Consider the following 26,417-nt stretch of genomic DNA (forward strand, 5'->3'; position numbering starts at 1 on the left):
CCTTAACTATCAGATTTGTTTTGGCCGGTCTCCTTTAACTTTCTTCCCTTCCCCGGTCCTATGCGACATATGCAAAAGTAACTGCGAATATGCTGATTATGAATATGAATGCCTCAGGGGGTGTGATCCGGTCTGCTGAGAAGACCGTATTTCCAACTCTCATTTTTGTCCGCAGTCAGAATAACAACATTATTATTTTCATCTCTCCTAAATCCGGTTTAGAACAATAAATGTCGAAAATTCTCCTTTTATTCATTATGTGCCTTCTTGCAGTTTTTATTGCATTTTCCGGGTGTATCCAGTCTGAAACTGATGTGCAGTCTCCTGTGACGGTTTCAGGAGCTGCTTTTGAAAATGTTTCTGACAGGCTGGTCCTGAAGGATGCCTGCACTCCGTTTGAATGCGGCAATGAGTCTGATTATAACGATCTCCTGGCAGGGGCACCAGGAGGTGCGGCTGCGAATAAGACCGGAATTGCGGATTACTCAAACCAGTCGTGGAGTTCTGCATTTCTCTCCCTTAACACTCTGCTGGATGAGCGGTATGCATTTAAGGAGTGGAGATCGGTTGACTTTGACAGACTCTACAGCACTTATGCCCCGGCATTTGCTGATGCAGAAGAAAAGCAGGACAAAGCTGCATACTACAGGGCTTTAAGGGAGTACCTGTTCTCAATCCCCGACGGCCATGTAAATGTCCTTCCACTGTCCGGGGAGTTCGGTGCAAGGTCCGCAGATATTGGTGGTGGTTACGGTATCGGTATAATACAGCTCGATTCGGGGAAAGTAATAGTGAGTTATGTTGCAGAGGGAAGTGAAGCAGAGGATGCAGGGATCGCTTTTGGAGATGAAGTTCTGACCTGGAACGAAGAGGAGATCAATGATGCGGTTAATGAGACCTCATATATCTGGGCCACCAAGAAACCCTCCACGAATGAAGGAATTCTGCTTCACCGGGAGAGGCTGATTACACGTGCTCCTGTCGGGACGACTGCCTCCGTATCCGTTGCCGGTGAGTCGGGCGACGTCCGGGCCGTGAACCTGACAGCCTATGACGACGGGTACGAGGGCCTGAAGAAGACTTCGTTCTTCCTCGGAAAAGAGGTGAACGATTACGGTGTCGATAAGGCGTGGGAGGATATCCTTCCACAGTTCACCAGCGATAAGGTGACATACCGGGTGCTTCCCGGCGGTTACACCTATATCGCCATCTACGAGGAGTCTTTCGATGTATATGAACCGTTCAGGGCGGCGATGATCTCGGCGATTGAGAGTGGTTCGCCGGGTATCGTCCTTGACCTCAGGTTCAACAACGGCGGTGACGACAACCTTGCGGCCTGTTTTGCCGGATGGTTCGTTGAAGAACCTGTATTCTATGAATATACCACAACCTATGATCCCGGAACAGGAGAATTTCCGGTAGCCTCAGAAACATGGTCATCACCGCAGCCTGAAGGTTATACAGGTCCGGTGGCGGTGCTCGTAAGCCCTGATACAGTAAGTTCGGGTGAGGGTGTTGCAATGGTCTTTAAGAATACGGGCAGAGGAAAAATAATCTCGTGGTACGGAACAGACGGGGCATTTGGTATGAACAATGTTCAGGCGATAATGCCGCTAGACATGTACGTCATGTTCCCTGACGGAGCTTCGCTTGATAAAAACGGTAATATTCAGGTTGACAGCAATGCTGAACTCACCGGTGGAGTTTCCCCTGACATCCGTGTGCCGCTGAATGAGGAGACGGTTGCAAGGGCTATGGATGGCGAGGATGTTCAGCTGACTTATGCACTGGAGTGGCTGGCCGGGCAATAAAATTGAAAAAAAGTTATTCCTGTGAATGGCTGACGGCCTTCAGGTTTCTCTCCTTTTTTATGATGTCTTCAAAAGACGAGGTGAGGTAATATCTTCTGAGTTTTCCTTCAGGAATATAATTGATGACACCCGTTTTTTGAAATCTACTGATGTGCCAGTGGATGGAGCTCTTATTCATGTTGTGCTTCCTTGAAAGTTCACTGTTTGTTATCCCGGGGTTTTCCAGTATGCTCATCAGAAGCGTTCTCCCTGTCTTATTTTTCAGGAGATATATAATTGTTCTCTGGTGTTCGTCGAAAGTCGCTGAATATTTGAATAATCGAAGTGATTTTTCATATTTATCCATATTAATTACTTTATGGTATTTGAGTTTCAGGACGTGATACTTTGTTGAATTCCTGTTAAGATCCAGATTGTCTGAAACATCTGTAATTGTGCATCCTGGATTTTCTGATATGTAGTCAAATATCTCCTGCCGCATTCCATTTTCCAGTGGATCTATGATCCTGCCCAGGATGGCGGGGATTAATTTTATAATTCCCAAACCTGCCGCAAGCATTCCGGCAATAAACGAAATTTTGATCCATAACGGGAGATCCCAAAATGTGATATTTTTATCGGCACCGGCTGAGTCAATGAGTCCTTTTTCAATAAGCTCCGGTTTGTTTTCATGCGATTGTACGATATATTCCACTGATGCAATCCCCGGGACTGTAAAAACCAGAAAAACGGAAAAAAGGATGAAGATTCTTATTATTCCTCCCATTGATGATCAATTATGAGCCATTATATATAATAATCTTCGGTTCCGGAGACATCGTAACCATACACTTCATAATACCATGTGCCTTTTGCTATTCCGCCGGAATTATAGATGTCAATATTGATCCTGCCGTCAATTGATCCGTCGGCACTGTCATAATAACTGCCTAAGCACTCCCAGTCGGGTGTATAAATTTTCAGTCTCAGTGAATCTGTGTTATCGGCCCAGTTGAGATCGACGTTTAAGACTGTGATATCCGAGCCGACATATTTTGAATGCCAGTTTGTCTCGCCCTGTGTGATGGTATCGGATACATACTTTATGCCGGGTTCTCCACCGGAATCATTTGCCGGCAGTATGGTGTAACCCCCAAATTTATTTTTAATGTCTGTACCTGCTTTTTCTTCAACGGACGCGCCGGATACAAAAGAAACGCAGCAAAAAAGGACTATTAATGTAATTGCAATCTTTTTAACCATAATTTCATTTTCCTGTTCTCTATGATTGATCAGTTGGAAAAGAAATTATTTAAGTTCTATAGCCTGATCGTCAAACTGAAAACTTATTGTTTGACGATCGGGTTATTGAATTTATATTGCACGGAACGAAAAATAATCCATGTAGCATCTAAAAGATGTTGCAGGGGGTTCTGCCCGACGATCAGTAACGTCCAGAGCCCTGTGCGTGCTCGGGGGCAAAATATGATTGGTCTCAAATACTACTTGAAACCTCTAGATTTTCTGTCTCCGGGGGCATGAGATAAGAAATGGAGACGAAAACATGAACGCAAAGAAAGGAATGCGGGCGTTGAGCCTGCTTTTAGTAGTTGCACTTGTTGGGGTGATGTTTGTTCCGGCAGTTAGTGCTGTTGATGCTAAGAATGTCGGAAAATATTATGTTAATCCAGAAAATTCATATTTGATTGCAAAACAGACTCTTGATGATTTCATTTCTTCCGGAGCGTTAGACAATGAAATATTTGCTGATTCGCAATTGTCAAAGGATCCTATGATAATTTACGATTCGAACGGTTTGAAACTGTTTCATCAATATGAGATCAAACAAGATGGTAAAAATGTTGGACTTATACGAATGGCAGCAAGCAAAGTACTCGGTTCGCCTTTAATTATGCTTCAGGAAACTCCTGATTATATAAATTATCATAATGTCGTTACTAAATCTGAAGAGCTTTTAAAATCGACATTTAAGGATGCAGAGTGTTCAGAACCTCTATGGGTCTGCTATAGTTATCCCAAGATTGGAATAATGTATGAAGTAACTAAAAAAGGCAGTGAGGCTGAGAAAGTAATTATCGACGCGAACAATCTGTATATTGTACCGGATAAATATCCACAGAATCCCGGTGATGCAGGTATCTGGTCGTTATACGATGGAGTTGAAGATGATCAAATAACTGAAAGGCTTGATAAATGGAACATGGAAATCAATGTTTTTAATATCTCATCTAACAGTCACAAATCCAAATCTTTCCATTATAAGACTCTCTGGGCAGCTGGAAGTCTTGAAACACAGCCAAATAATTATTGGTGTCAGGTTACAACTGCAAAAATGATTGCGTACTGGTATGGTACTTCACATTCCTTAATTCATATTGCAAATGTTATGGATGCATGGAATTATTCAACGATGCCCAAATCTCCTGGAGGAGCTACAGATTCAGAAGAAGAATATTACTATGACGGATCAAGTGAGGGTTTACAGATGAATGCAGTTCGGATTGATCATCAATACTTCCAGTGGTTGGACTTTAAAGCTCAAATAAACAATGATGATGTGATAGTATCTTCAATACCCAGTCATGCAAGAGCGTGCGACGGATATGGATTCTATGATTCCGGCGGTCAGTATATGCATATCTACGATCCTGCAGGAAGCAGTTACTGGGAAAGCGTGTGGGGAGTTACGAAGTATGGAGTTTCAAAGGATAGTTCCATCTTCATCTCCTAACCATTTTATTAATGAATGAATTATTTACTCATTATTGCGGTGATATTCAATGAATTTAACAAAAAAAACCATCATATCAGGAATGATAATTTATATATTCATATTATCAGCCGGATGTTTGGAAGAAAATAATGGTACAGGACCTTTAAATGAAAGTTCATATTACGAAAAGGTTGAATATGATTGTCCTGAATATTATGAGCCGGCACTGTACAGTGACGGATGCCAGTCTATTTTGAAAAATGCTTCATGGAAACCCGCTCTGATTTTTGATTCGGAAACTTCCGATGATGAAATTCAGGAGATTATGATCAGGTATTTCGGCAATTATGATGATGAATGGACAATCCTTGACGGCTCATCAGAATTCCCTTATTATCTGGATTCTCCCAGGGCACAGTATAACTACTATACTTCACTCATCAAAGAAAACTGGGGTTTGCATCTGAACTGTCATTATGGCTGTTATGACGAGGGAATAATTGAATTTGAAAAAGAAAGAGATAACAATGTAATTCTTGGCCTTGATAATTGTCCTATCAGTCATAAAAACTGTTTTGAAGAGATGAAAAAAGCTGGAATTCCGGTGAAAAGAACAAAAACCGCTTATACAAAAAAGTACACTCCTGATAATTCAAATGAAGAAATGATCAGACTATTGGAAGAAATAAACGAGGATGAAGATGTTCTCTTTGTTCATAAGGCATACCTTGCCGGCAGTATGGTGTAAACCTCCAAATTTCTTTGAACTTACTGTTGAAAGACAGGGGGATTGAATTTCTATTTAATTTTCTATGTTTCCTCACAAGGCAGACGACAAATTGACTGGTCTCCTTTTAACTTTCTTCCAGTCATCTCTGTTGCTTATGCTCTTCAATAAATTCACATTCCCGGAATTTCGGCGGGTAAAAAATCAGTCCCGAAACCCTCAGGGGATCATATGCCCTGACTTTTCCATCTTTCCGTTCAAATATAATGAGGTACGAATAATACCTCAGCCTCTTCATCTCCGGGTCGTCTGCAAGGCCTTTGATATCCTCCTCTCCGACACCGTCCGTTTTTTTGTATGTTGATTCCTCATACACGCCTTTGGTTATGGAGTACCGGCTGACAGTGTACTCCTTCCCATTATCCGATATGAGTATCCAGTGCAGGGGATTGAATGTGGGAATTGCCTCATGACCCCTGAACCTGCCGGCGACAAAGCTCTTTTTTATGAGAGCAAAGGCGATGACTGTGAAGAAGATTATCCCCCATGTATAAATCCCGCCGGTATCTGCAAATTCTGTAATAAGTCCCGTAATGAGCAGAACCAGAAATACAACGCTTATAATCGTTAGGAAGATGCTTGGGCCGGGGAATATGCCGAGGGTGTATTTCTTATCCGAAAACGGGTAGAGCAGCGGTATCCCGGGACAGGCAAGGTAATCGAGCGTCACATGCAGGAGTGCTCCGCCGAGAATCATCCCAAAGCCGAATATCCGGAATCCGGGTTCTGCCGGAAGCGATAATATCCCGGCGAGCTGCAGGAGGCAGATTGTAATAAATCCGGTGACCGACAGAATTATCGACCCTGCAATGCTGTGGGTGATCCCGCCGTGGGAGAAGATGTACAGGCGGGAGTCGGTATAGGAGAAGCGCTGCATAAGGATATCCATATCAGGAAGAACCGTCCCGATAACGCCAAAACACACCAGATAAATGTCCATATGCCCTCCGAGGAGGATCATGGAGAAGGCATGAGTGAGGAAATCCATGGATGCATTTTGGCGGGTGGGGTGATTAAAGGTGTGTCTTTTTATTTAATCGATTAAATCTTCGTCATCCAGAATTGATTCTTCCATCCATCCCACTGCCATCTTGGCTAATTCATTATAAAACTGGTTTGTAACCGATCCTTCAGAGAAATTATTTACACAGTCTTCAGCTCCATTTTTTAATTCAATATCAATAGGATAAGGTTCGCCTACAGATCCAAATCTGGGACTAAATTTTGCAATTGCAAAGAGTTTTCTTTTAACATTATCTAATAGAGCCTCATTAATTTTTAATGATGATTCAAGAATTATATGAATAATATCTGGATATTCTATAAGGAATTTTGGAGAAGCTTCTTTTAGTAAATCACAGCAGAATAGAATTTCATCTTGATTTTTATAATCTGGCCAATTTTTTAGGACTTGAAGAGCGTCTTCAGAATAATTGTTCGATAAGATTTCAAATAATTGCACATAATTATATTTGTTACCTTTTGCATTGTATGCCTCATATAGGAATTTTTTTAATAAATTTTTATACTCCGAATGTTTGTAGAAATTCTCTATGCAATGAAAATTTTCAGGAAATGGAATTGGTTCGTATCTATTCCATGAATTATCATTAATTTCCTGAGCATGCATTATTCTCTCTAAAAAGAAAGAAAGCATTGCTTCTGGATTTTTTTCACTTGCATAATTTAAAAAATTACAAATGTAATATCCCCTTGAATTATAATTTCTTGTCAATAATGGTAATATTACTAATTTCTTTAAAATTTTCGTTATTTCGGGTTTAGTAAAAGTAATACTTTTTTTTGATTTTGGTGGAGTAAAAAGTTCTAAGAAAGCATCTGCATAAGAGATGTTATCTTCAATCTCTAAATTTAATGCAATTGTTTTTATCATCCTATTCTTCGATTCAGGGAATTTAGAAAGTGATGAGATTGCATATTCTTTAATTAAACCATCAGATGAATTTAGCATTTTTTCAATAATGGATAGTTCTCCCTTTTTAATCCCTCCTTGTAACCATCCATTTGAATATCCAAAGGCAATTGATCTGCAAATTAATAATCGATTGGATTGAATTCCTTTTTTTATGAATTGACCTGCAAGTTTAGTGTCAGATTGGATTATCCCGGATAAGATTGTTCCATAATATTTATCAAGGGCTGATGAGTTATCTGATATTATTTTTTGACACATCATCCCTGACTTTTTTGGATATAATTTCCCTAAAAGATAAAAAAAACGTCCCGGTTGATGATAAATTTGTTCATTTTCTAAGTTGTAAATTAATCTATTTAGAGTGGAATAGATCTTATCATAGGATTGATTCTTTGAGATAAAATCATGAATTGTTTTTTCGATTTTAGTATCGGTGTCTTTAATTCTTTTTTCATAATCAAATCTGTAATCATCATCAAATGAAAAAAGAAGAGCTTTCATCAAGCGAATATCAAAATTGTCTCTTATTTTTTTAATTATTTTTCTGGCATGTCTTTGATTGTCCTCATCTTTGCAATCTCTTGCATAAGTTTTTAATTCCTGTCGAATTTTAATTTTAACAATAGGATCTTTTGTTCCATTAACTATTTTTTCAAATAAGTCTAAAATTTCCTTTTCTTCTGGAATCCATTGAGATAATTCTTCTTGTGAAATTTTTCTTCCGTGGATTGGTCTGGGAGGGCGCAACATTTCTGCAAGGCTCTGTATTGCTCTTAAACTTATTTTTGTGGATTTTTGTGTAGAAGCTAAAGATATTATATCTAAAGCCCTTTTTCTGATTAATTTGGTTTTTTGATAGCTTATCATAAATGATGTAATTTCAATTGTATTTCCCTTCAGCCAGTGGTCATCTCCATCTTTTTTCAGGATTGGATCAATTACGTCAAGTGGAGAATGAAGAGTGTAATATTTCGAGGGGTCTTTAATCCATTTTTCCACGGAATCTAAAATTATTTCCTGAACTTCTTTGGGTTTAGAATACCCATATTCTGCAATGTCCTGAAGAATCCTTATCGGATGATTGAGATCGGAGTGTAAAATTCCCTCTTTATTTTTCCCAAGTTCCCATAGGAGATCACAACATTTGGGGAGATATTTTAGATTATACGAAATGTTTTGAAGAATTTTTGGGATTTTATCTTTTACATCTTCATGAGTATATTCTTTCAATCCGGAATAATTTACATTGTCTGTTGAAGGATTATTTAACGTAAATTCTACAAGTTCAAGCGATTTCCTAGGTTGAATGTTAGCAATTTTTTCAATAGATATTAAAATATGATGACGAAATAAATTTGGTCCAAGCTCAAAATCTTGGAATATTTTTGTCCAAATATTATTCATTAAATCAATAGAATTGCCACAAGCCTGTATACGCCAGTCTAATTCAGCAAAATTGGTAATTATCTCTTTAAAAGAAAGATTATAGAAAGTATCTATCACTTTGTCCGAATATCCAGTGATGTATCCGTTTTTAGTTACACAAGCCTCTTTTAATAGATAATCCGAGAAAGTATCTGGAGTTATTCTTAATCCACCATATCTTCTTTTTAATAATACTCCAGCCGATTCTAATTCTGAGATTATTGAGATTACTTGCTCCAGTTCAATTTTTGTGAACTCTGATATTTTTTCAGATAGTTCGCTTTGTCTTACATCTAATTTAATTAGATCAATGGGCTGGATAGCAGATAACAAACTGAGAATTTTCTTTATATCTGTTTTATCAAATATTCTACTGATATCACCGATCTGAATGTCTTGAAATCTACTAAAAACGATGTTTTTAAAGTTTTCATTATTTGATAATAGTGCAGGATCTATTGAATTTTCATTTATTAGCTTAGCTTCTATTACAAGAACCAGTGGTGAGTCTTTTGCTACAGATACAAGAGGGTTGGTAAAATATTTGTGGTTATTATCCAGTATTGAATCTGCAAGAGCTATTAGATCTTTACGCTTTAAATTAGTAATTTCAGGTAAAATTTCAATATCACTTGGATCAAATCCGCTTTGGAAAATTAGATTTTTTATATATTCTAATCCATAATTTCTAGTTGAAAAAATCAATTGTATAGATTCTGGTTTTTCAATTGCAATTTTTAAAAGTTCAAATAAACTATTTTGGCGATGTACATCGTCAATAATAATTAGATTTTTCTTCTTCAAAGGAAGTTGCTTAAACGAATCTTTTGAAAATTGTGCATTATCACGTAAAAACCATATTTTACATCCTTCTTCTTCTGATAATTGTTTATAAAATTCATAAAGCAGTTTAGTTTTTCCAATTCCTCCTCTTCCGAATAATATTAATACATTTTTTTCAGATTCTACGAAACTAAAAAGTTCTTCGATTATTTTTATTCTTCCAAAAAAAGTTTGACAGTAATTGAATAAATGGTTCTTTTCTAAAAAGGGTTTAAAAAAAGACTCTCCTGTTAAAAACTGAGGATTTTTTATCCCTATCTCTCCATTTTCGGATTCAAAATTATATAATGCTGTAGTTATTTCATAACATAATTCATCAGGAGTTTTAAATTTGACTCTTGTTCTTTCAAAATCGAGTTTTTTCTTAAATTTTTCAAGTTTATTTTTTTTATTCACATCTTCTTTATCAGCTATCCATGTGCCATTATCGTCGGTTTTTATGAAAACTAATACCGGAATTTCAAGTTTTTTTGCTTCATTGTACTCTAGTTCTGTAATTGAGATATTTTCTTTTGGATCTTCTGAACCATATTTAGAACCAAGAATTAGAATTACCAAATCACTCTTCTGTAAATAAGATAAACAGACTTCTGGAGATGGGTTAGGATTTGAAGGTATTTTCTCATTTATTGCAATTGCTTCTGTGGAATCAAGTCTATCAATAGTCTCAATTACCTTCTTTCTTTCATTTATTAAGTCTTCATATGTTGAACTGATAAATATGGATTTCATAAACTGCCTTTATTAGTTCAATTATTTCCAATGGGATAAGTATTATCCGTTTAAATCAAACAAAAACAACTTCATCCGAGACTTCACTGTTCTTAAAAATTGCCTTCCTTTGAATAGTCCCTCCTCTGCTTGATCTTCGTCACGAGGCGAAAACCCTCTATTTTAGAACTAAACATCACCCTAAATAACACCATTTTGGGCTTATTTTTGTGATCTGGCGATCGGATCTGTGGGTCATAAATTCCAGCTCCTTTTCATGCTTTTTACAGGTATCAGGGCCTAAAATATAGAGATATTACGGCCCGCTATTGGCACTTTTTTTCAGTCGGTGTTTGTATCCAATCGACCTGAGATCATGGAATGACGGGCTTCTGTTATGGTTGGATCTTTCTGGTTATTTCGGTTATTTTTTGATTTTAATCGAAATTTGGCCTTGATTTCGTCAAAATTTGGGGGTTTTTGGGATTATATTGGCTTATGCTGGCTAATTTTAGTTCATTTGGTCTTTTTTGGGGTTATTTGAACTATTTTGAGCTCTTATTCTTATTTGTGCTCAAGGAGGAATGAAACAACCTTCTCCCTGAGTTCGTCTGCATGAGGTGAGATCCACCCGCAGATCAGGTGCGATCCCTCTCTCACCCAGTAAGACTCAGCATTTGGTATGTTTTCATACGCATAAACACCGTTATAGAAGAGTACGTCACTGTCATGAGTGCCATGTACGATTAAAGAGGGGCAGGTGATCTTCTCCACCGGAAGGTCGCCGATCCGGGCCATCTTATCCAGGTCGTTTTCAAGGCCGGGTTTTCTGTGCTTATAGTCCGTCATCGAGCGTACCATCCGGAAGAACATTTTTACCTGATTGGGGTCCTTTATGGCTACCTTTACCTGCTCTTTAATCTGCTCCGGACGGCAGAGTGAGGAGTGCTTAAGGACATCCTGAAGGCTTTTTTCAGGGAAATGCAGGCTCATCTGCTCCATTAACTCAACTCCGGTTCTCGACATAATAAGTTTCTCCATGACCTTACCGATATTGACGGAGAGCAGATACTGCGAAGAGACCGCATCCATGGCAACAAGGCATTTGACCCTGTCAGGATGCCGGATCGCAAATTCGTAACCGGAGGCTCCCCCGGCAGAGCCGAACATCAGGTGGACTTTCTCTATTTTTAAGGCGTCCAGCAGGGCAGCGAGTGCATCAGCCTGCTCAGCCGGAGTTTTTCCGGTGTCAAGGGGAGTTCCCAGGTAACCCGGACGGCTGACAGAAAGCAGTGAGAATCCTTTTGTTGTTATCCAGTCGAAGAGGAGCAGGGACTGATCATATCCGCCCGGTGTACCATGAATTGCAAGTATTACAGGTCCTTTTCCGATGAGAGAGTATTCCATCGTCCCGCAGGATGTTTCAGTTGTCTGTTTTGTACTGAGGAGTTCGTTCTGCCGTGCTATCTCCTCCTTCAGCCACCTGTGATAGTCCGATGAGAAGAGTGAGTCCGATGAATTTTCTGCCATGGATAGTTGTTAAGAAAAGAGGTTAAAATAATTTATGATGTATCTGCTCCGCAGAAATCCTGACCTGAATGATGCTGTATAGACGGGTGTGGTTTTGGATGTTCTCCTGTTGTCAATGACGGTTTTACATTCCCCTGCTGTCGTATGTTCCCCGTTATAATAAAGAGAAGAGATACTGGTCAGGCCAGTCTAACTCTTCCTGATCTCTGTATATTCATCTTCGTTACCTAATTTGTTCTCTTCTTTGTTGTCTATCATGACTGTCAGTTCATTTTTGCACGTTTTGCAGATTGTTTTATGCATAGAATAAATCCGGACTGTTGAAATGGATTTTCTGAATTATTTATGCATTTGGAACTTCATGCACTTTTTATTGTTTTAATTCTTCTCAAAATTTCTGAAAGAGAGTGCTATTCTCTCTTATTTGCAGATACAAGGTACACGATGTCGATTATTAATGCTGAAATGATAACCGGAAAATCTATCGGACTTTCGTGTTGAGATCTTATATTCTGGGCTTTTTCTAAAGCCTCCTGGTTATCCTGTATAGATTTTTGGTCAGTTACATCCGGAATATTACCTGATATTGCAGTCATCCAGTGACTCGCCGGATGGAATCTGTACCACAACAGCATTTCACCGTCAAAATCGGAAATTCCTGCAACATCTGATCCAGCATTGGTGAATGCCTCCTTTTTGAGATCATATATCCTGATTAGACCTGTATCGGTATTTTCAAAATCCAGCTCAGGCTTTTTTAAATATGCAATCTGATCTCCGGATATATATGGAGTACTTATCGTGTTGATTTCTTCCACAACGGTGGTATCTCCGGAATTAAGATCGGTTAACAGGATTTCACAACCAGCTGTCAGGAGACTGGGGTGTCCGCAAGATGTGTCGGGTTCTTCTGCTGTTCTGCTCCAGACGACATAATCTTCTGAAATGTCTCCATAACCCCAGGTTTTAATGGATCTGCTCTCCGGAATGATGTAATCTCTGCCGGAAGAGATATTATATACATGGATCTCTCTTCCAGGTTCCCCGTCTGTTCGTTCACATCCCCACATTATTCTGTCACCATCAATAGACAGGCCGTGGATCATCTTATTAGATGTAAATATTGTCCGGTTGGTTCCGGTTGAAAGTTTGTGGAGTATAATGGCAGAACCACCAAATTCTTCATAAATTATAACATAGTCTTCGTGTGCGGCAATTTTAACAATTCTTGGTTCAACATTGTTATAGAAGCCTGCTGAATATATTACACTTTTTTTATTGGTTGTCATATTGTACTCATAGACAGTTTTAGTCCGGGAAGTCCATATTACAGATCTGTCATATTCAGTGTAATAAAGCCGGTCATCTGAGATCTGAAGGTATTCCAGGTCTGAAGTTTCATTTGATAGCTGAATGGTCTTATAATGTGTTCCATCCGGATAGAATACTTTGATCTCCGGAGGGCAGGATTTGCCTATATATGTAGCAACCAGATTATCGTCAGTGCAGACAAAAACTTTGGACGTGATAGAAGCCTGTATTGGTATTTCAATATCTGTGGGTGTTGCGTAACAGGGCACAACAGAGAACAAACAGAAAATAACTGATAGAGCAGATAGCAAACAAAAATGGTTGTTATGTATTTTTGGTTTCATACTTTATTTCCTAAAAAGATGAGTTTTTTTCATGAATAATAGTATGAAGGTGACCATGTACTTCCACTGCCAGTTGGATCTGCTGACTGTGCAACTGTTTGTGATTGATACAGTGTACCGCTTACAGGGCTTCTGGAGCCGGATGCAGAAACAGTGTAATAAGGACTGTTGTCATAACCGTATGCAGCATTGTATGATGTTGATAACCAGTTTCCATCTCCATGTAGTTTTGATTCAACCATTAAAGATCCAACTGGATCTGCCCCGTATACATACCCGCTACCACTGTGCCTGATGCGGCCTCCTGAGTATGATACCGGATCTGCGTCAACTATGATACCTGAACGAAGTGTTCTGATATTTCCACTAATAATATCTGCAAGGATTGATCCGTCCGGGTCCTCGACGAGCTTGCTATTTTCATTAAATATCTTTGGGCCGGGTACAACCTCTTCTTTGGGTGGGTAGTGCTCTCCCCAGAAGTATGTCTGACTCCAGACTTCTTCAAGCAGTTTAGGGTCTACATTTTCTTTGATCTTTTCGTAATTTTCTTCAGTGTATGCGATTTTCGCCAGTTCACCAAGTGTAATCTTTTCTCCCCAGTGTTCATTGAGCCACTTCTGTCCTTCTTCTGTATAAGTACCTGATATTTCAAAGGCGCTTACTGAAGGCGCTGTAAATGCCAGCAGGATTACAAATGCTGCAAGCATTGAGAATTTCAGAGATTTTTTCATATTTTCACTTCCATTTAGCCGGTCATTTTATGCCCGACCTGCCGTTTTGCTGTCGTAACCCCCTGATGAGCAGGTTATTGTTAAAATCCTCTCTTCCGGCGGCTGACAGTAACAGATAAGATGTGGTATTAAAAACGTTTTATTCCGGAATACTCTACATATGTATTATATGTGATAATTTTACAAAAATGTCGTGAATAATTAACTTGTGATGGGTTTACTTTGAAATTACGGCTATCAAAAACTCCTATAGTCTAACCTTCAATGATCCGGTTTTCCGTGTTAAAACCCCTTTATAGGACTGTGCCATAAATGTGTAGAGCGATCCGGAATAAGCTATTTATATTTATGCTGGTCATATTAGATTTATCCGGGGTATTTCCCAGAGGTTTGGTGAGGGTCTGACTGCCGTGAATAATAGTTGTCTGTTTATTGGTGTATTAATAACAATTCTCTCTTTGCATGCCGGAGTTTTGGCCTTTGAAATTTCCGGAGAGTATACCGTGGAAGGCCAGAAGTGGCTCAATGAACACTGGGGAGAAAATATAACGCTGGGAGATGTAGCCCGTATTGCTTACTTTGAGGAGGATTATCAGAATATTATTGAAAATGTTGATCTAAAACTCCTTAATGAGGTATGGGGTCAGCCATACTACTGGGGCAGCAGGCATCCACGGGTTTGTGAAGAATACCCGGAGTGTCCGTTCGGTGCAAGTATCTGGGATGAAACCGGGCCATTAAACATTCACGAACTAAACCTTTCACAGATAACTGAGATGGGTCTTGAAGATGTTGTCACTGATTATAGTGGGTATCGCATAATCGGGTACATGGATAAATCCATCTCAGATGGCGAAAAAAAGTATTTTCACCGGGATATGCCGGAAGATCTTGACAGGTTTACTTATGATCTGGTATGGGGGGATGCAGAAGACTCTTTAAAGCTCACCATTTTTGCACCGGACGGAGTTATGGGACCATATTATGATGACAGTGATGGTGTGGTAAACGGTAGAATATTTCTTCAGATCTCACGTCCGGATGGTATTGATCCGGGTGACTGGTATGCAGTTGTTGAAGGAGAACGGGTTTTTGGGACACGGAAATTTATGCTGCTTGTACTTTGAGGTGAATTATGTTTAATCTAAAGGTGGTGTGTCCAATTTTTCTTTTGCTCCTGTCATCGGTTGTGACATTTCCTGTTTTGGCCTTTGAGACAGGAGGTTATGTGGTTCAGCCTGCATATGATCTATATCCTGAATATAGTGATCTATACTTTACTCCCAGATCAGAAGAGACTGTACTTCTCAATGATCCTGTACCGGAAACGATAAATCTCTCTGATTTACCTCTCTGGATACTTGTTGCTCTGGGAGTTACTGCGGTATCCTCCGTGATTATCTGTTTGTGCAAGTGTTTTTCATCGTCCGGTTTATTTCTTATAGGGGGATTTAAAAGGGTTTCCCGGAAAAATATCCTTAAAAATCCCTCAAGGAGTGAGATCTATAATTATGTAAAGGAAAATCCGGGAGTACAGATGGCCGATATTGGAAAGTGTACCGGAAATACGTATAAAAATCTGGTTTATCATCTTGATCTCCTTATAGGTTTTGGGATGATAACAATGATGAAATGCAAGAATACTGTACGGTATTTTGAGAATTCAGGCAGTTTTTCAGATGCAGAACGAAAGATGATAATGCACCTTAAACATGGGAGTGATAAAAAGATTATAGAGGCTGTTTTGAACCATAGGGGTATATCACGGCATGAGATTAGTAGTTATGCCGGGATATCAGGGCCTTCTGTAAGCTGGCATATGCACTTTCTGGTAGATGATCAGATAATTGTACAGGAAAAAGAAGGGACAATTACCCGTCATTATCTCACTGGACATATGATCGAAGTTTACGAGGATGTTATCCGGTGGGTTCACTAATGATGCCTGAAATGGATGTATATTGCTCTGTCAACAACATCTCTGTTCTTTGTTATTGCCTTTTGTGCACCGCTTCAAAACCAAAACTACAATGATAAATTTTTCCGTTCTTGAAGATACCTCTCCTGTGAACAGCCTATATTCCAACTGATCTTCATCAGGATGCGAAAAACACTCTATTTTGGAACTAAATATTATCCAAAATAACGCCATTTTGAGCTTATTTTTGTGATCTAGCGATTAGATCTGAGAGTCATACCCTCTCGCCATATATCATGCTTTTTACAGGAATCAGAGCATAAAATTCAGAGATATAACGGCCTGCTATTGGCACTTTTTTTCAGCCGGTGTTTATATCGGATTGACCTGAGATCATGGAATGACGGGCTTCTGTTATGGTTGTTTATTATTGATTATTGCTGGTTATTTCGGTTATTTTTTGATTTTAGTCGGAATTTGTCCTTTATTTTGTCAAAATTTAGGTTTATTTTGGTTTATATTGGCCTATGCTGGCTTGTTTTTGATTTTGATCAAAATTTGTGTGTATTTGAGCTAATCTGAACTCTTATTCTTATTTGTGCTCAAGGAGGAATGAAACAACCCTCTCCCTGAGTTCATCTGCACGAGGTGAGATCCACCCGCAGAGCAGGTGCGATCCCTCTCTCACCCAGTAACACTCAGCACCCGGTATGTTCTCATATGCATATACACCGTGATAGAAGAGTACGTCACTGTCATGAGTGCCATGTACGATTAAAGAGGGGCAGGTGATCTTCTCCACCGGAAGGTCGCCGATCCGGGCCATCTTATCCAGGTCGTTTTCAAGGCCGGGTTTTCTGTGCTTATAGTCCGTCATCGAGCGTACCATCCGGAAGAACATTCTGATCTGACCGGGGTCCTTTATGGCTGTCTTTACCTGCTCTTTAATCTGCTCCGGACGGCAGAGTGAGGAGTGCTTAAGGACATCCTGAAGGCTCTTTTCAGGGAAATGCAGGCTCATCTGCTCCATTAACTCAACTCCCGGCCCTGACATCACGAGCTTTTCCATGACCTTACCGATATTGACGGAGAGCAGATACTGCGAAGAGACTGCATCCATGGCAACAAGGCATTTGACCCTGTCAGGATGCCGGATCGCAAATTCGTAACCGGAAGCTCCGCCGGCAGAGCCGAACATCAGGTGGACTTTCTCTATTTTTAAGGCGTCCAGCAGGGCAGCGAGTGCATCAGCCTGCTCAGCCGGAGTTTTTCCGGTGTCAAGGGGAGTTCCCAGGTAACCCGGACGGCTGACAGAAAGCAGTGAGAATCCTTTTGTGTTATCCAGTCGAAGAGGAGCAGGGACTGATCATATCCGCCCGGTGTACCATGAATTGCAAGTATTACAGGTCCTTTTCCGATGAGAGAGTATTCCATCGTCCCGCAGGATGTTTCAGTTGTCTGTTTTGTACTGAGGAGTTCGTTCTGCCGTGCTATCTCCTCCTTCAGCCACCTGTGATAGTCCGATGAGAAGAGTGAGTCCGATGAATTTTCTGCCATGGATAGTTGTTAAGAAAAGAGGTTAAAATAATTTATGATGCGTCCGGTCTGTGTAATATCTCTTCGTGACAGGCCGGATTGTTATATCTTCCCTGTTATAATGAAGAGAAGAGATACTGGTCAAGCCAGTCCAACTCTTCCTGTATCTTACGTGCCTGCGTCTCCGGCGTTGTCATGTGGTGCGGCTGATCTTTGAAGAGAACGAACCTCACTGGTGCCTGGCTTCCCTCCTTATATGCCCGGTAGGTGACCCAGGCACTGGACGGGTCCACCTGCGGATCTTTCGTTCCGATCATCATCAGAAGCGGGGTTCTGACATTTTCTGCCTGGTAGACGGGTAAAATACTCCGGAATGCCGCAGGGTCCTGGTAAGGGCTCTTCTCATAATACATCTTGTCCATCACGATGCCGTTTGTGTTCGCTATCTGTGAGTTCTCGTCGGCTGTCCCTGCACCTGAAACCGCAGCTTTCAGCGTTGGATCTTTGGTTATAAGGGCAAGAGTCAGGATTCCGCCGTTCGACCATCCGGTCACCCCGACCTGCGACCGGTTAATGATGCCCCTTTCTGCAAGGTGATCGACTCCTGTCATAATGTCCTCTGTTGGCAGGCTATAATAATTTCCTCCTTCAATTGAACGGGCAAAATCCAGCCCGAAATTTGTGCTGCCGTGGTAATTGACCGAGAGGGTTACCGCACCTTTGTCTGTTATCAGGTGGTACGGAAACTCCCAGGTGTCACGCCAGCTGTCAAAATCGGCATAGTTCGGCCCGCCGTGGATGACAAGCACCAGTGGGTACAGCTTTCCCTTCTCATATCCGGGCGGGTACCGGATGACACCATATACCGTATCGCCCTGAGCACCTTTCCATTTCGTGACTTCGGAAGTCCCGAGGTCCTTCTGTATCAGATCCTGGTTCAGGCCGGTCAGCATTACAGGGTCTGTTATCTCACTTCCCGAAACCGCTGCCCTGAATAACTGGGGCGGTGAGCTTGCTGAATTGTAATTGTATACTATGGTGGAGCCTGTACTGTCGGATTCGGCAGCAAAGATGTTTCCTGCATCCCTGCCGTTAAGTGTTGTCATCTTCCATCCGCCATTGCTCCGCGTTGCCCGGACAAGTTTCGGGTTTGTGCCGTCAGCGAGGAAGAGATAGGCTCCGCCGTTGAACGGGTTGACCTCAATATCACTGTTGAATATATCAATATGCAGCCCGCGTTCCCAGTTGAGGGGCACTTCCTCAAGTTTCTGGGTGGCCGGTGAATATACAAGAAGTTCTGCTGCATTTTCTACCGGGTACCTAAGTCCTCCGTTGATGATCTTCTCGATATAGACGTCACTGCTGTCCGGTGACCAGGCAAACTGATTTTCGTCTTGGTATCCCTCAACAAGAATGAAGAGTTCCTTCTCCTCTCCTGTAAGCGTGTTTAGGAGAACATACCGGAAGGTTGCCCCCGTCTCCCAGGACTTTGGGTCTGTGGATGCTTTGTATAATACATATTTTCCGTCCGGCGAGGGCGACCAGATCGTAATGACATCATTGTTTGCAGAGAGGGGAGCAATAACCCCGTCTTTCAGCGAATAGGTCCTGAGGATGACAGGTTCCGGCAGTTCGTCCACGACAATCGCAACTTCGGTATCCGCAGGTGCAGCACCGGCCGGTGCTCCCGTGAAGATCAGGCGGTCGTTTCCAAGGAAGGCAAAACTTCCGGCAGGTTCGTCTGTTATGCCGGAAAGAGGGGTTCTCTTTTTATCTGAAAGATCCACAAGATACATGGATACAGGCCCGCCTTCACGGGGCATTGCCGCATATGCCACCGTTTTGCCGTCAGGAGATAGTGCACAGGCGGTGACCGACTGATCAGGGCCGGTAAGTGCAAGTTCAGTGGCGGAGTTCACATCAATATACATCAGGGTGCCGTTGTTTGCAGGAGGAGTAAGATCGGTTCCTGCTGACCGGATATACACAAGGTTTCCCCCGTCTGCCGAGAGGGTGAAATGGCCGGGAGTCTCCATATAGAGAATATCATCCGGTGTCAGGGTGGAAGCAGATGCCCCCGGTATAAATGCCAGTACCAGAGCAGAAAGCAGAATATATGTTAAAATCACAGGAATGCGCCGCAATATCATATTTTTACAGAGGTTGTTCTGATATATAACATTTGGCAGTTTATTTCCGGGCGAAACGATGTACGATTTCTAAAAATAGATGTGATTGGGTTATTATTCCTGTAAGATTAGTATGTCCCGTATTTCTTTACCGCTTCTACAACTGCCTGGACGTTTTCAGGTTTTGCTTCACCTGATATGCCGCCGTCTACTCCCGGATATACCATCATTCCGCCTTCTTTGCAGTCGTTAAGCATATCTTTCATGAAGCTGTCTACCTTCTGAGGGGTTCCTCCGATAAGAAGTGAGTTTGGCGGACCGCTTGATAGTATTACATGGTCACCGAGCACTTCTCTCACCTTTCTTGGATCAGTCTTGTCAAATACACCGATTACCTTTCCTTTCGGGAGTTCGAGAAGAGTTTCAAGGTGGGCGTCATGCCTTCCTTCAAAGAGAATATACGGCGTCTGGCCCATTGCGATCACCTCTTCCAGTACCTTTCTGAGTGCCGGCCAGTAGAACTCATTGTAGAGCTTTGGATTCAGGTATTCATTCAGGTGGAGGGGGAAGAAGCACTCCACAACCTCTGTTCCGAGTGCCTTCTGAACTTCAGGCGGAATATTTCCGGTTACCTTTGCAGATTCTATAAGTAATGGTATTAGTGCCTCTGTCGCCCGTTTTACCTCATCCGGGTGCCTGTAGATGTCAAGAACGATGTTTTTAATGTCACGGAGGAAATCGCTTATGACATCGAGCGGTGCATAACTCCAGGCTGTAGGAAATGTGGGAACTCCGGCTTGCGCGAGTGACTGAATAAGATCGCCCTGTGCCGCACCGAATTTTGCAAGCTCTGCGCCGTACTGTGCAAAAGCTGCATTTGCCTCAGGAGATCCTGGTTCAGCCATTGCTCTGCATACTCTTGGGAATGCCACCCTGTTCAGGAAGTCTGTCGGATCTCTGGTAAATAGCTCATACTCATCAACCTTCATAATCTCCCTGCCAATGAACTGTGGCTGAGTGTCGTCCCCCAGTTCAATGCCCGGCCACTTGGTATAGACATCATCCAGCACCTCATGGAACTGCGCCTGCATAAACCTTGCCACCGGCACAACATCCGGTGCATTGCGCAGGAAGGTAAGGCTCATAAATGTTGCTTCAAGGCCGGTCAGAATGATCATGGAATCGAAGTCGAAATCATTTGCTACCTTCAGAGCTGCTTCTTTGTTTTTCTGGTAGTCGTAGATGACATCATTTGACTTATAGCCTGCATAATGTGCATGAAATATGCTCATCATAGGGGTAATCGGTACCCTGTCGGGTTCTTTTCCTTTAATTACAGCCTCAAGGCGGGCAAGTTTCTCATTATATCTCTGTGCAGGATCCATCTACTCCACCCCTGCGAGCTTTTTAAACTTCCTGACTCCTGCTGTTGCGTCATCTGACCATTCGTCAGCGCCCGTGTATTCCCTGGTCTCCTCGTCTGTCCGTCCTCCTCCGACGATGATTTTGACCTGGTCACGGAGTCCGGCCTCTTTTATGGCATCAACAGTAATTTTCATCGACTCTGTCGCTTCTGTTAATAGTCCGCTTAAGGCGACAATTATGGGCTTGTTTTCCTTAATCGCCTCAATGAATGCATCCGGAGGCTGGTCCACGCCAAGATCGATGACATTGAATCCTTCGGCTTCAAGAAGGGCCGAAGTTATGTTTTTGCCTATATCATGGACATCGCCCCCGACAGTTCCGATGACGATTGTTCCTTTGTTCTCTTTGCTCTCACCAAAGACGGGTTTTAGTATTTCCATTATCTGATTCAGGATTTCCCCTGCCATCATAAGATCAGATACAAAAAAGCGTCCTTCTTCAAATCTCTGGCCTACAATATCGGTTGCTTTTCTCACATCCTCAATAATGATGAAAGGATCTTCCTCAGATTTAACTCTCTGATTAAGAATATCTATGCACTTTACTTCATCGAGATCGACAAGTGCATTGATGAAATTTTCTCTTATATCTGTCATATTTATGGCCTCCTCTCACAGCTATGTGAGATAAGTGTGTGATCTGGAGGAGGTTGTAAAAATAGTTTTCCCATGCTCCGGCGCTGACTGCCTCATTTTAGCAGGAACTTTAGGTCTAACTGACCTTAATTTAGTATTTTCCGGAAAAAAAGGGTTTTAATATGACATTTTATTTTGACAGATGCATAAAGTTTATATCTGCTGTGATGTAACATCTGGATATTATGGAATTAAGTCCGGTCCGGACTTAATCCGGAAATGTTCAGGATTAACCTCCGTGACGGGGTTTCTCTCGCAATCATGGTGTAACTGTTAATTTTTGTCCCGGGATATAGGGATTGACCTGATATATCGCCTGTTAAATGATTTTTCAACAGATAGTTCAATATATTCAACTTTTTCAAGAATTTTTTCAAGCTTTCTCCTTTCATGCACCGACTTTAAAGCTATCTTTGCCCCGCCAACAGCAGTCTCACCTGCAAATACAATATTCTCCCTCTTTATCCCCGGAATGATGTCAAGAATTACTGCATTCTCTATATTGACGTGAGTCCCGAATGACCCTGCAAGGTACACTTTTTTTATCTGTGACGGTTCTATTCCGAATTTTTCGGCAAGGATTGTCCAGCCCGTTTTAAGTGAGCCTTTTGCAAGGAGGAATTCATTTATGTCCTTCTCTGTTATTGTTATATCTCCGTTATTTCCGGTATCAAAGCTTTCTTCGATGACAAATTCAGGGACTCCGTCCACTTTGATTTTCGGATGGGAAAGGTCCCTGAATTTTCCGGTTCCTGTAATTATCTTCTCCCTGTAGAGTTCTGCTACAAGATCGATTACGCCGCTTCCGCAGATCCCTTTTGGTTTAACATCATCTATTGTTCTGTAGATGACATTTCCGTCTTCGATTTTTACACTCTCGATTGCACCGCTGACTGCCTTCATGCCTGAGCTTATATGGGCACCCTCAAAGGAGGGGCCTGACGGAGCAGAGCATGCCAGGATCTTTTCTGAGTTTCCAAGGAGAATTTCAGAGTTTGTTCCGATATCAATTACAAGGGATATCTCGTCCTGCTCATAGATTTTTGTAATAAGAAGGTTTGCAACGGCATCTGATCCTATATATCCGCCGATCAGCGGTATTGCAGTCACAAGCCCCTCGCCGTTCATATTTAGTGAGAGGTCCTTTGCAGGGAAACTGACAAGATCCCCGACAGCCGGAATAAATGGTGCAACACCTATGTATTTCGGGGTTATTCCCAGGAATATATGGTGCATCACTGAATTTCCGACAAATACCATATCATATACACTTTCAGGTGATATCCCGCTCTGCCTGCATACAGAGTCTATCAGGAAATTTATGGTGTCAGCTATAAGTCTCCGCAGTTTGCCTAAATTTTCCGGCTTTCTTGATGCATAGGTTATTCTTGAGACAATGTCCTCGCCGTACATTACCTGCGGGTTTTCTGCATTTGCCCTTGCGATGGTCTCACCTGTAATAAGATTTACAAGGTGGCATATGACCTTTGATGAGCCGATGTCAACTGAAATACCGAATATCTCTTCTGTCGTATCCCCCGGTTCAACGGAGATTATCCGGTTGCCGTACATGCCAACGGTCACATCCCAGCCGGACTTTCTAAGTATCTTCGGGAGTTCTGTCAGGGTTCCAAGGGATATTTCAGTTTCTTTTGGGCATCTGAGTTCACTCCTGAGCCTCTCCAGATCAGGTCTGATGTCACTGAATGAACTTTTTCCAATATGTATGTGTATTTTTTTAACCGCAGGTTCCGGTGTTACATCCTCGTCAAGTCCTACTGCCGATATCTCTCTTTTTGCACTTCTGCTTCCCGGAGGGATATAGACTGTGCAGTTTCCGCTGAGGATTTTTGCCTGGCAGGCAAGGCGGTACCCGTCTTTTATCTCGTCATCACTGAGCTTTTCTTCTTCTGTCCGTGTAAGTTCATTCAGTGACCCGTAATGCCTTATTATCTGAACTCTGCACTTGCCGCATGTTCCGGCCCCTCCGCACTCTCCGCGAAGGCTCACATTTCCGTTCAGGGCAAGTTCAAGAAGGGTGTCTGAAGTTCCGGAGACAACTTTCCCGTCCGGTTCAAACATCACTGAGACACTGCTTTTCTCTTCAGGCATCGGAATCAGATTTCTATTGTCTCTTTCATTCTGTATGCGTACCTGTATGATGTATCCACCGTAAATACGGCCGGGAATATGTATTCACAGCTTCCTATCGGGCCGTAAAGTATGTAGTCCGCACCTGCTACTGCCGGCATAAGGCTTGCAGTCAGGTCTGCTGCCTTTACACCCTCTTTTCCAACCATTCCTTTAAGGCCTTTCCACGTGGATACGGCATTGTGTGCCGCCGTTCCGCATGGGAGGCCTGTATGGCTTTTTATCTCAATGGTTGCTTTTCCGGAAGGTGTAAGACAGGGGACATCCATTACGAAAGTGTCAACAAGAATCTTTGTGACACCTTTTTCCTCCATCTTTGGCCTTAGATCTTCCACCACCTTCTCCCTTGCCCCGCTTCTCATGAGATCTTTTGTATATGTCAGAAGTATTCCCGCCTCGATCCTGTTCTCCTTTAAGGCCACAAACTCATTCTCTTTTGTCTCTATTGAGACTGAGTTGTAGACTACTCTCTTTTCAAGACCTGTCTCTTTTGCATATTTTATAGCTGCAATTTTCACATCCGGGCTTGCGGAATCGATGAAGAAAGGTTTGTCATTAATTCCGGCAATGAAATCGATATATTTTATCATCGCTTCAGGGCTTGAGGCGATGATGTCAACGAGGGGAGGGTTTTTTGTGATCTCTCCGAGCTCTTCCTGTCTTCTGACAAGTGTTTCAGCCGCGTCCTTATCAAAGATTCCTCTCTTCTCATCTGAGACTATTTTATGCCCGCCATAAAACATGCTGCCTATAAGTACAGTCGGGTTCTCTCCGGGCTGTCCGCCAATTCTTACGCCTGCTATATCATACGTCTTCTGGTCTGCTTTAAATCTGAACATATTTCTCCTCCTGTTTATTATGCAGTCCTGTTATAGAACAGGGCGGAAAATAAATTTTCCGGGCTATTTGTGACTATTCTCTGTTAATCTGATAAATATCTTCTGCTGTAGTCAGAGCCGGCATATTCCCCTGTATTAAATGAGTTTCACAGTTGCGTTATAACAAAAATTCGTATATATTCAGTGTTGTGAAGGATGAATCAAATTAAGCAAATCTTCAATTAAATCTGCACCATTGTTCTGACTGGTAAAAAGTACAGATGCAAGTATTTCTAATGTCCGAGAACCTTCTGGTGATCTCGTTCCTCCGGAAATTTTCCTTTTACAGTCATTGGCCTAACAGCTCTTTCAGCTTTATTGTTAGTACTCTCTACTTTCGGATTAATCACAAACTGAAATAATTTTTCCTTAACTCTCTTTAAACTCTCCCCAAATTTCCTGCATTTTAAATTTTTATAAGGTCGGTCTAATTTATCCTGCAATTCTGAGATTAAATTTTCAACATCCTCCGGGCGGCCTTTTCCCTCGAATGATTTTGCTTTAGCATGGATGTACTTCATTGTTTCATGGATATGTTTGCCCTCTTCACCATAAAGTTTTGAAAGATCTTTAGAATCTACAAGAAGATGAAACCAGCAAATCTGTTGTGCTCTGTTTCCGGTTTTTCTTGCCAATGTATTATACGCAGAGAATCGGTCATGAACATCTATTCCTTTTGGGTTTTCTCCAAGAATAGAAAGTGGTTCCTTGTGACTGCGGGTTTTGCAATCATGTATAGTGCTACACCTTCCGCAACAAAACCCACAACCATTTGTTAATTCCACTCTCTCTCCAGGAAGTTTCATCCATGTATCTGACACCGGCTTCTCTGACCATCTCTTTGAGAACCTCATAATATTCAGAGAATTCCTTTGCAATCAATTCACCCATTTTTTTGACTTCACCAGTGCTGATTTTTAAACCGGTAAAGTTCTTAAATATTTTAGGTATTCCAACTGCAGTACCTTTCATTACAACATCCATCCAGACCGCAGTAAGCATAGCCCTTAAACCTATCCTTGCGTTTGGAAGAGCATCTAAAACTTCTCCTTCAACCATTTTTTTACATTTTGAGCAATATCTCCGAGGGATATGATACATTGTAACAATTGGTTTAACTATGGGGATATCCTCAACAATTCTTGTCCTTTCTTCCTGCACTTTGCTCAATTTGGTATTGCCGCAGTAAGGGCATTCAGCCACATCAATTGTCTTATGTATGTCAACCTTCTCCGGTTTTGGCCTAAAATTACCCTTATGTCCAGGTTGTGCCCCTCTCTTCTTTTTCTTCTCTGTTTTATTATTATCTGGATCCTTGGAATCTTTAGTTGTGCTTTTTTTTGACTCTTTTTTTATGGCATATGGTTTGCCACCTTTTTCTCCTGTAGTTGGTGGATGCCTGAATTTGTACTCATTGAATTCTTTTTTCAGCTTTTCATTTTCGTAGAGTAACTCTATGTTGGTGGAATTAGCCTGACTCAATTTTTTATTCAACTTCTCGTTTTCGACCTTCAGTTGAATAATATCATGAGATAATTTGGCTATTTCTTTCTTGTACCTGTATGTTTTGTTGTAATTACGGATACTTTCGCAATTCATC

At 41.5% G+C, this 26,417-nt stretch carries 21 protein-coding genes; 5 read left to right on the forward strand and 16 right to left on the reverse strand.

The features are described from left to right. Positions 1–230: 230 nt before the first annotated feature. Positions 231–1,811 (forward strand): S41 family peptidase, encoded by a 1,581-nt coding sequence (locus METLIM_RS07025; RefSeq protein ID WP_245543609.1) that lies wholly within the window; start codon positions 231–233, stop codon positions 1,809–1,811. A 13-nt stretch (positions 1,812–1,824) separates the two neighbouring features. Here METLIM_RS07025 and METLIM_RS07030 read toward each other — a convergent pair whose 3' ends face one another. Further along, entirely contained in the window at positions 1,825–2,505 is a 681-nt protein-coding gene (locus tag METLIM_RS07030; protein ID WP_245543610.1) for a winged helix-turn-helix transcriptional regulator, read from the reverse strand. A 92-nt stretch (positions 2,506–2,597) separates the two neighbouring features. Next, entirely contained in the window at positions 2,598–3,053 is a 456-nt protein-coding gene (locus METLIM_RS07035) for a hypothetical protein (RefSeq protein WP_004077259.1), read from the reverse strand. Between the two features lie 301 nt (positions 3,054–3,354). Here METLIM_RS07035 and METLIM_RS07040 point away from each other — a divergent pair, with 301 nt between their 5' ends. Both METLIM_RS07040 and METLIM_RS07045 read left to right on the forward strand, forming a co-directional pair. Next, complete coding sequence (locus METLIM_RS07040) at positions 3,355–4,542, forward strand: hypothetical protein (RefSeq protein WP_004077260.1); 1,188 nt, start codon at positions 3,355–3,357, stop codon at positions 4,540–4,542. A 118-nt stretch (positions 4,543–4,660) separates the two neighbouring features. Next, positions 4,661–5,272 carry a hypothetical protein gene (locus tag METLIM_RS07045; RefSeq protein WP_245543611.1) on the forward strand — a complete coding sequence of 204 codons (612 nt, stop codon included), beginning with the start codon at positions 4,661–4,663 and terminating at the stop codon, positions 5,270–5,272. A gap of 121 nt (positions 5,273–5,393) precedes the next feature. Here METLIM_RS07045 and METLIM_RS07050 read toward each other — a convergent pair whose 3' ends face one another. The 5 genes from METLIM_RS07050 to METLIM_RS07070 form a co-directional block, all read right to left on the reverse strand. Beyond that, positions 5,394–6,299: a metal-dependent hydrolase gene (locus METLIM_RS07050; protein ID WP_004077262.1), complete on the reverse strand. Its 906-nt coding sequence runs from the start codon at positions 6,297–6,299 to the stop codon at positions 5,394–5,396. A gap of 45 nt (positions 6,300–6,344) precedes the next feature. Beyond that, the gene (locus METLIM_RS15515; protein WP_004077263.1) at positions 6,345–10,247 is read right to left on the reverse strand and encodes a DUF4062 domain-containing protein; all 3,903 of its coding nucleotides are present in this window, start codon (positions 10,245–10,247) and stop codon (positions 6,345–6,347) included. Positions 10,248–10,790: 543 nt separating this feature from the next. Further along, positions 10,791–11,756 carry an alpha/beta fold hydrolase gene (locus tag METLIM_RS07060; RefSeq protein ID WP_004077264.1) on the reverse strand — a complete coding sequence of 322 codons (966 nt, stop codon included), beginning with the start codon at positions 11,754–11,756 and terminating at the stop codon, positions 10,791–10,793. A gap of 410 nt (positions 11,757–12,166) precedes the next feature. After that, the gene (locus tag METLIM_RS07065; protein ID WP_048145728.1) at positions 12,167–13,348 is read right to left on the reverse strand and encodes a hypothetical protein; all 1,182 of its coding nucleotides are present in this window, start codon (positions 13,346–13,348) and stop codon (positions 12,167–12,169) included. A gap of 92 nt (positions 13,349–13,440) precedes the next feature. Beyond that, complete coding sequence (locus METLIM_RS07070; RefSeq protein ID WP_048145730.1) at positions 13,441–14,145, reverse strand: hypothetical protein; 705 nt, start codon at positions 14,143–14,145, stop codon at positions 13,441–13,443. A 410-nt stretch (positions 14,146–14,555) separates the two neighbouring features. Between METLIM_RS07070 and METLIM_RS07075 the strand changes: the two genes are divergently transcribed. Together METLIM_RS07075 and METLIM_RS07080 are read left to right on the forward strand one after the other, a co-directional pair. Next, complete coding sequence (locus METLIM_RS07075; protein WP_157202256.1) at positions 14,556–15,272, forward strand: hypothetical protein; 717 nt, start codon at positions 14,556–14,558, stop codon at positions 15,270–15,272. Positions 15,273–15,280: 8 nt separating this feature from the next. Then, positions 15,281–16,084 (forward strand): winged helix-turn-helix transcriptional regulator, encoded by an 804-nt coding sequence (locus tag METLIM_RS07080; RefSeq protein ID WP_004077269.1) that lies wholly within the window; start codon positions 15,281–15,283, stop codon positions 16,082–16,084. 571 nt (positions 16,085–16,655) lie between these two features. Here the strand turns inward: METLIM_RS07080 and METLIM_RS07085 are convergent. The 9 genes from METLIM_RS07085 to METLIM_RS17535 all read right to left on the reverse strand — a co-directional run bounded on the left by METLIM_RS07085 (position 16,656) and on the right by METLIM_RS17535 (position 26,416). Further along, positions 16,656–17,384, reverse strand: coding sequence for an alpha/beta fold hydrolase (locus METLIM_RS07085; RefSeq protein ID WP_342633014.1), 729 nt, complete (start codon positions 17,382–17,384; stop codon positions 16,656–16,658). Further along, positions 17,282–17,620, reverse strand: coding sequence for a hypothetical protein (locus tag METLIM_RS17360; protein ID WP_052300889.1), 339 nt, complete (start codon positions 17,618–17,620; stop codon positions 17,282–17,284). Before METLIM_RS17360 ends, METLIM_RS07085 begins: the two co-directional genes overlap by 103 nt. A gap of 95 nt (positions 17,621–17,715) precedes the next feature. Beyond that, the gene (locus tag METLIM_RS07090) at positions 17,716–19,728 is read right to left on the reverse strand and encodes a prolyl oligopeptidase family serine peptidase (RefSeq protein WP_169312364.1); all 2,013 of its coding nucleotides are present in this window, start codon (positions 19,726–19,728) and stop codon (positions 17,716–17,718) included. 128 nt (positions 19,729–19,856) lie between these two features. Then, positions 19,857–21,113: a uroporphyrinogen decarboxylase family protein gene (locus METLIM_RS07095; protein ID WP_004077271.1), complete on the reverse strand. Its 1,257-nt coding sequence runs from the start codon at positions 21,111–21,113 to the stop codon at positions 19,857–19,859. Beyond that, positions 21,114–21,749, reverse strand: coding sequence for a cobalamin B12-binding domain-containing protein (locus METLIM_RS07100; RefSeq protein WP_004077272.1), 636 nt, complete (start codon positions 21,747–21,749; stop codon positions 21,114–21,116). It abuts the gene before it with no gap. A gap of 312 nt (positions 21,750–22,061) precedes the next feature. Continuing rightward, on the reverse strand, positions 22,062–23,900 hold the full coding sequence (locus tag METLIM_RS07105) for an ASKHA domain-containing protein (protein ID WP_004077273.1): 1,839 nt from the start codon (positions 23,898–23,900) through the stop codon (positions 22,062–22,064). Positions 23,901–23,905: 5 nt separating this feature from the next. Then, the gene (locus METLIM_RS07110) at positions 23,906–24,778 is read right to left on the reverse strand and encodes a tetrahydromethanopterin S-methyltransferase subunit H family protein (protein ID WP_004077274.1); all 873 of its coding nucleotides are present in this window, start codon (positions 24,776–24,778) and stop codon (positions 23,906–23,908) included. 272 nt (positions 24,779–25,050) lie between these two features. Beyond that, on the reverse strand, positions 25,051–25,623 hold the full coding sequence (locus METLIM_RS17530; protein WP_217178004.1) for an IS66 family transposase: 573 nt from the start codon (positions 25,621–25,623) through the stop codon (positions 25,051–25,053). Continuing rightward, positions 25,559–26,416, reverse strand: a complete 858-nt coding sequence (locus METLIM_RS17535; RefSeq protein ID WP_048145736.1) for an IS66 family transposase zinc-finger binding domain-containing protein — start codon at positions 26,414–26,416, stop codon at positions 25,559–25,561. Before METLIM_RS17535 ends, METLIM_RS17530 begins: the two co-directional genes overlap by 65 nt. Position 26,417: the final 1 nt, after the last annotated feature.

Origin of the sequence: Methanoplanus limicola DSM 2279, from assembly GCF_000243255.1 — an archaeon.
Taxonomy (GTDB): domain Archaea; phylum Halobacteriota; class Methanomicrobia; order Methanomicrobiales; family Methanomicrobiaceae; genus Methanoplanus; species Methanoplanus limicola.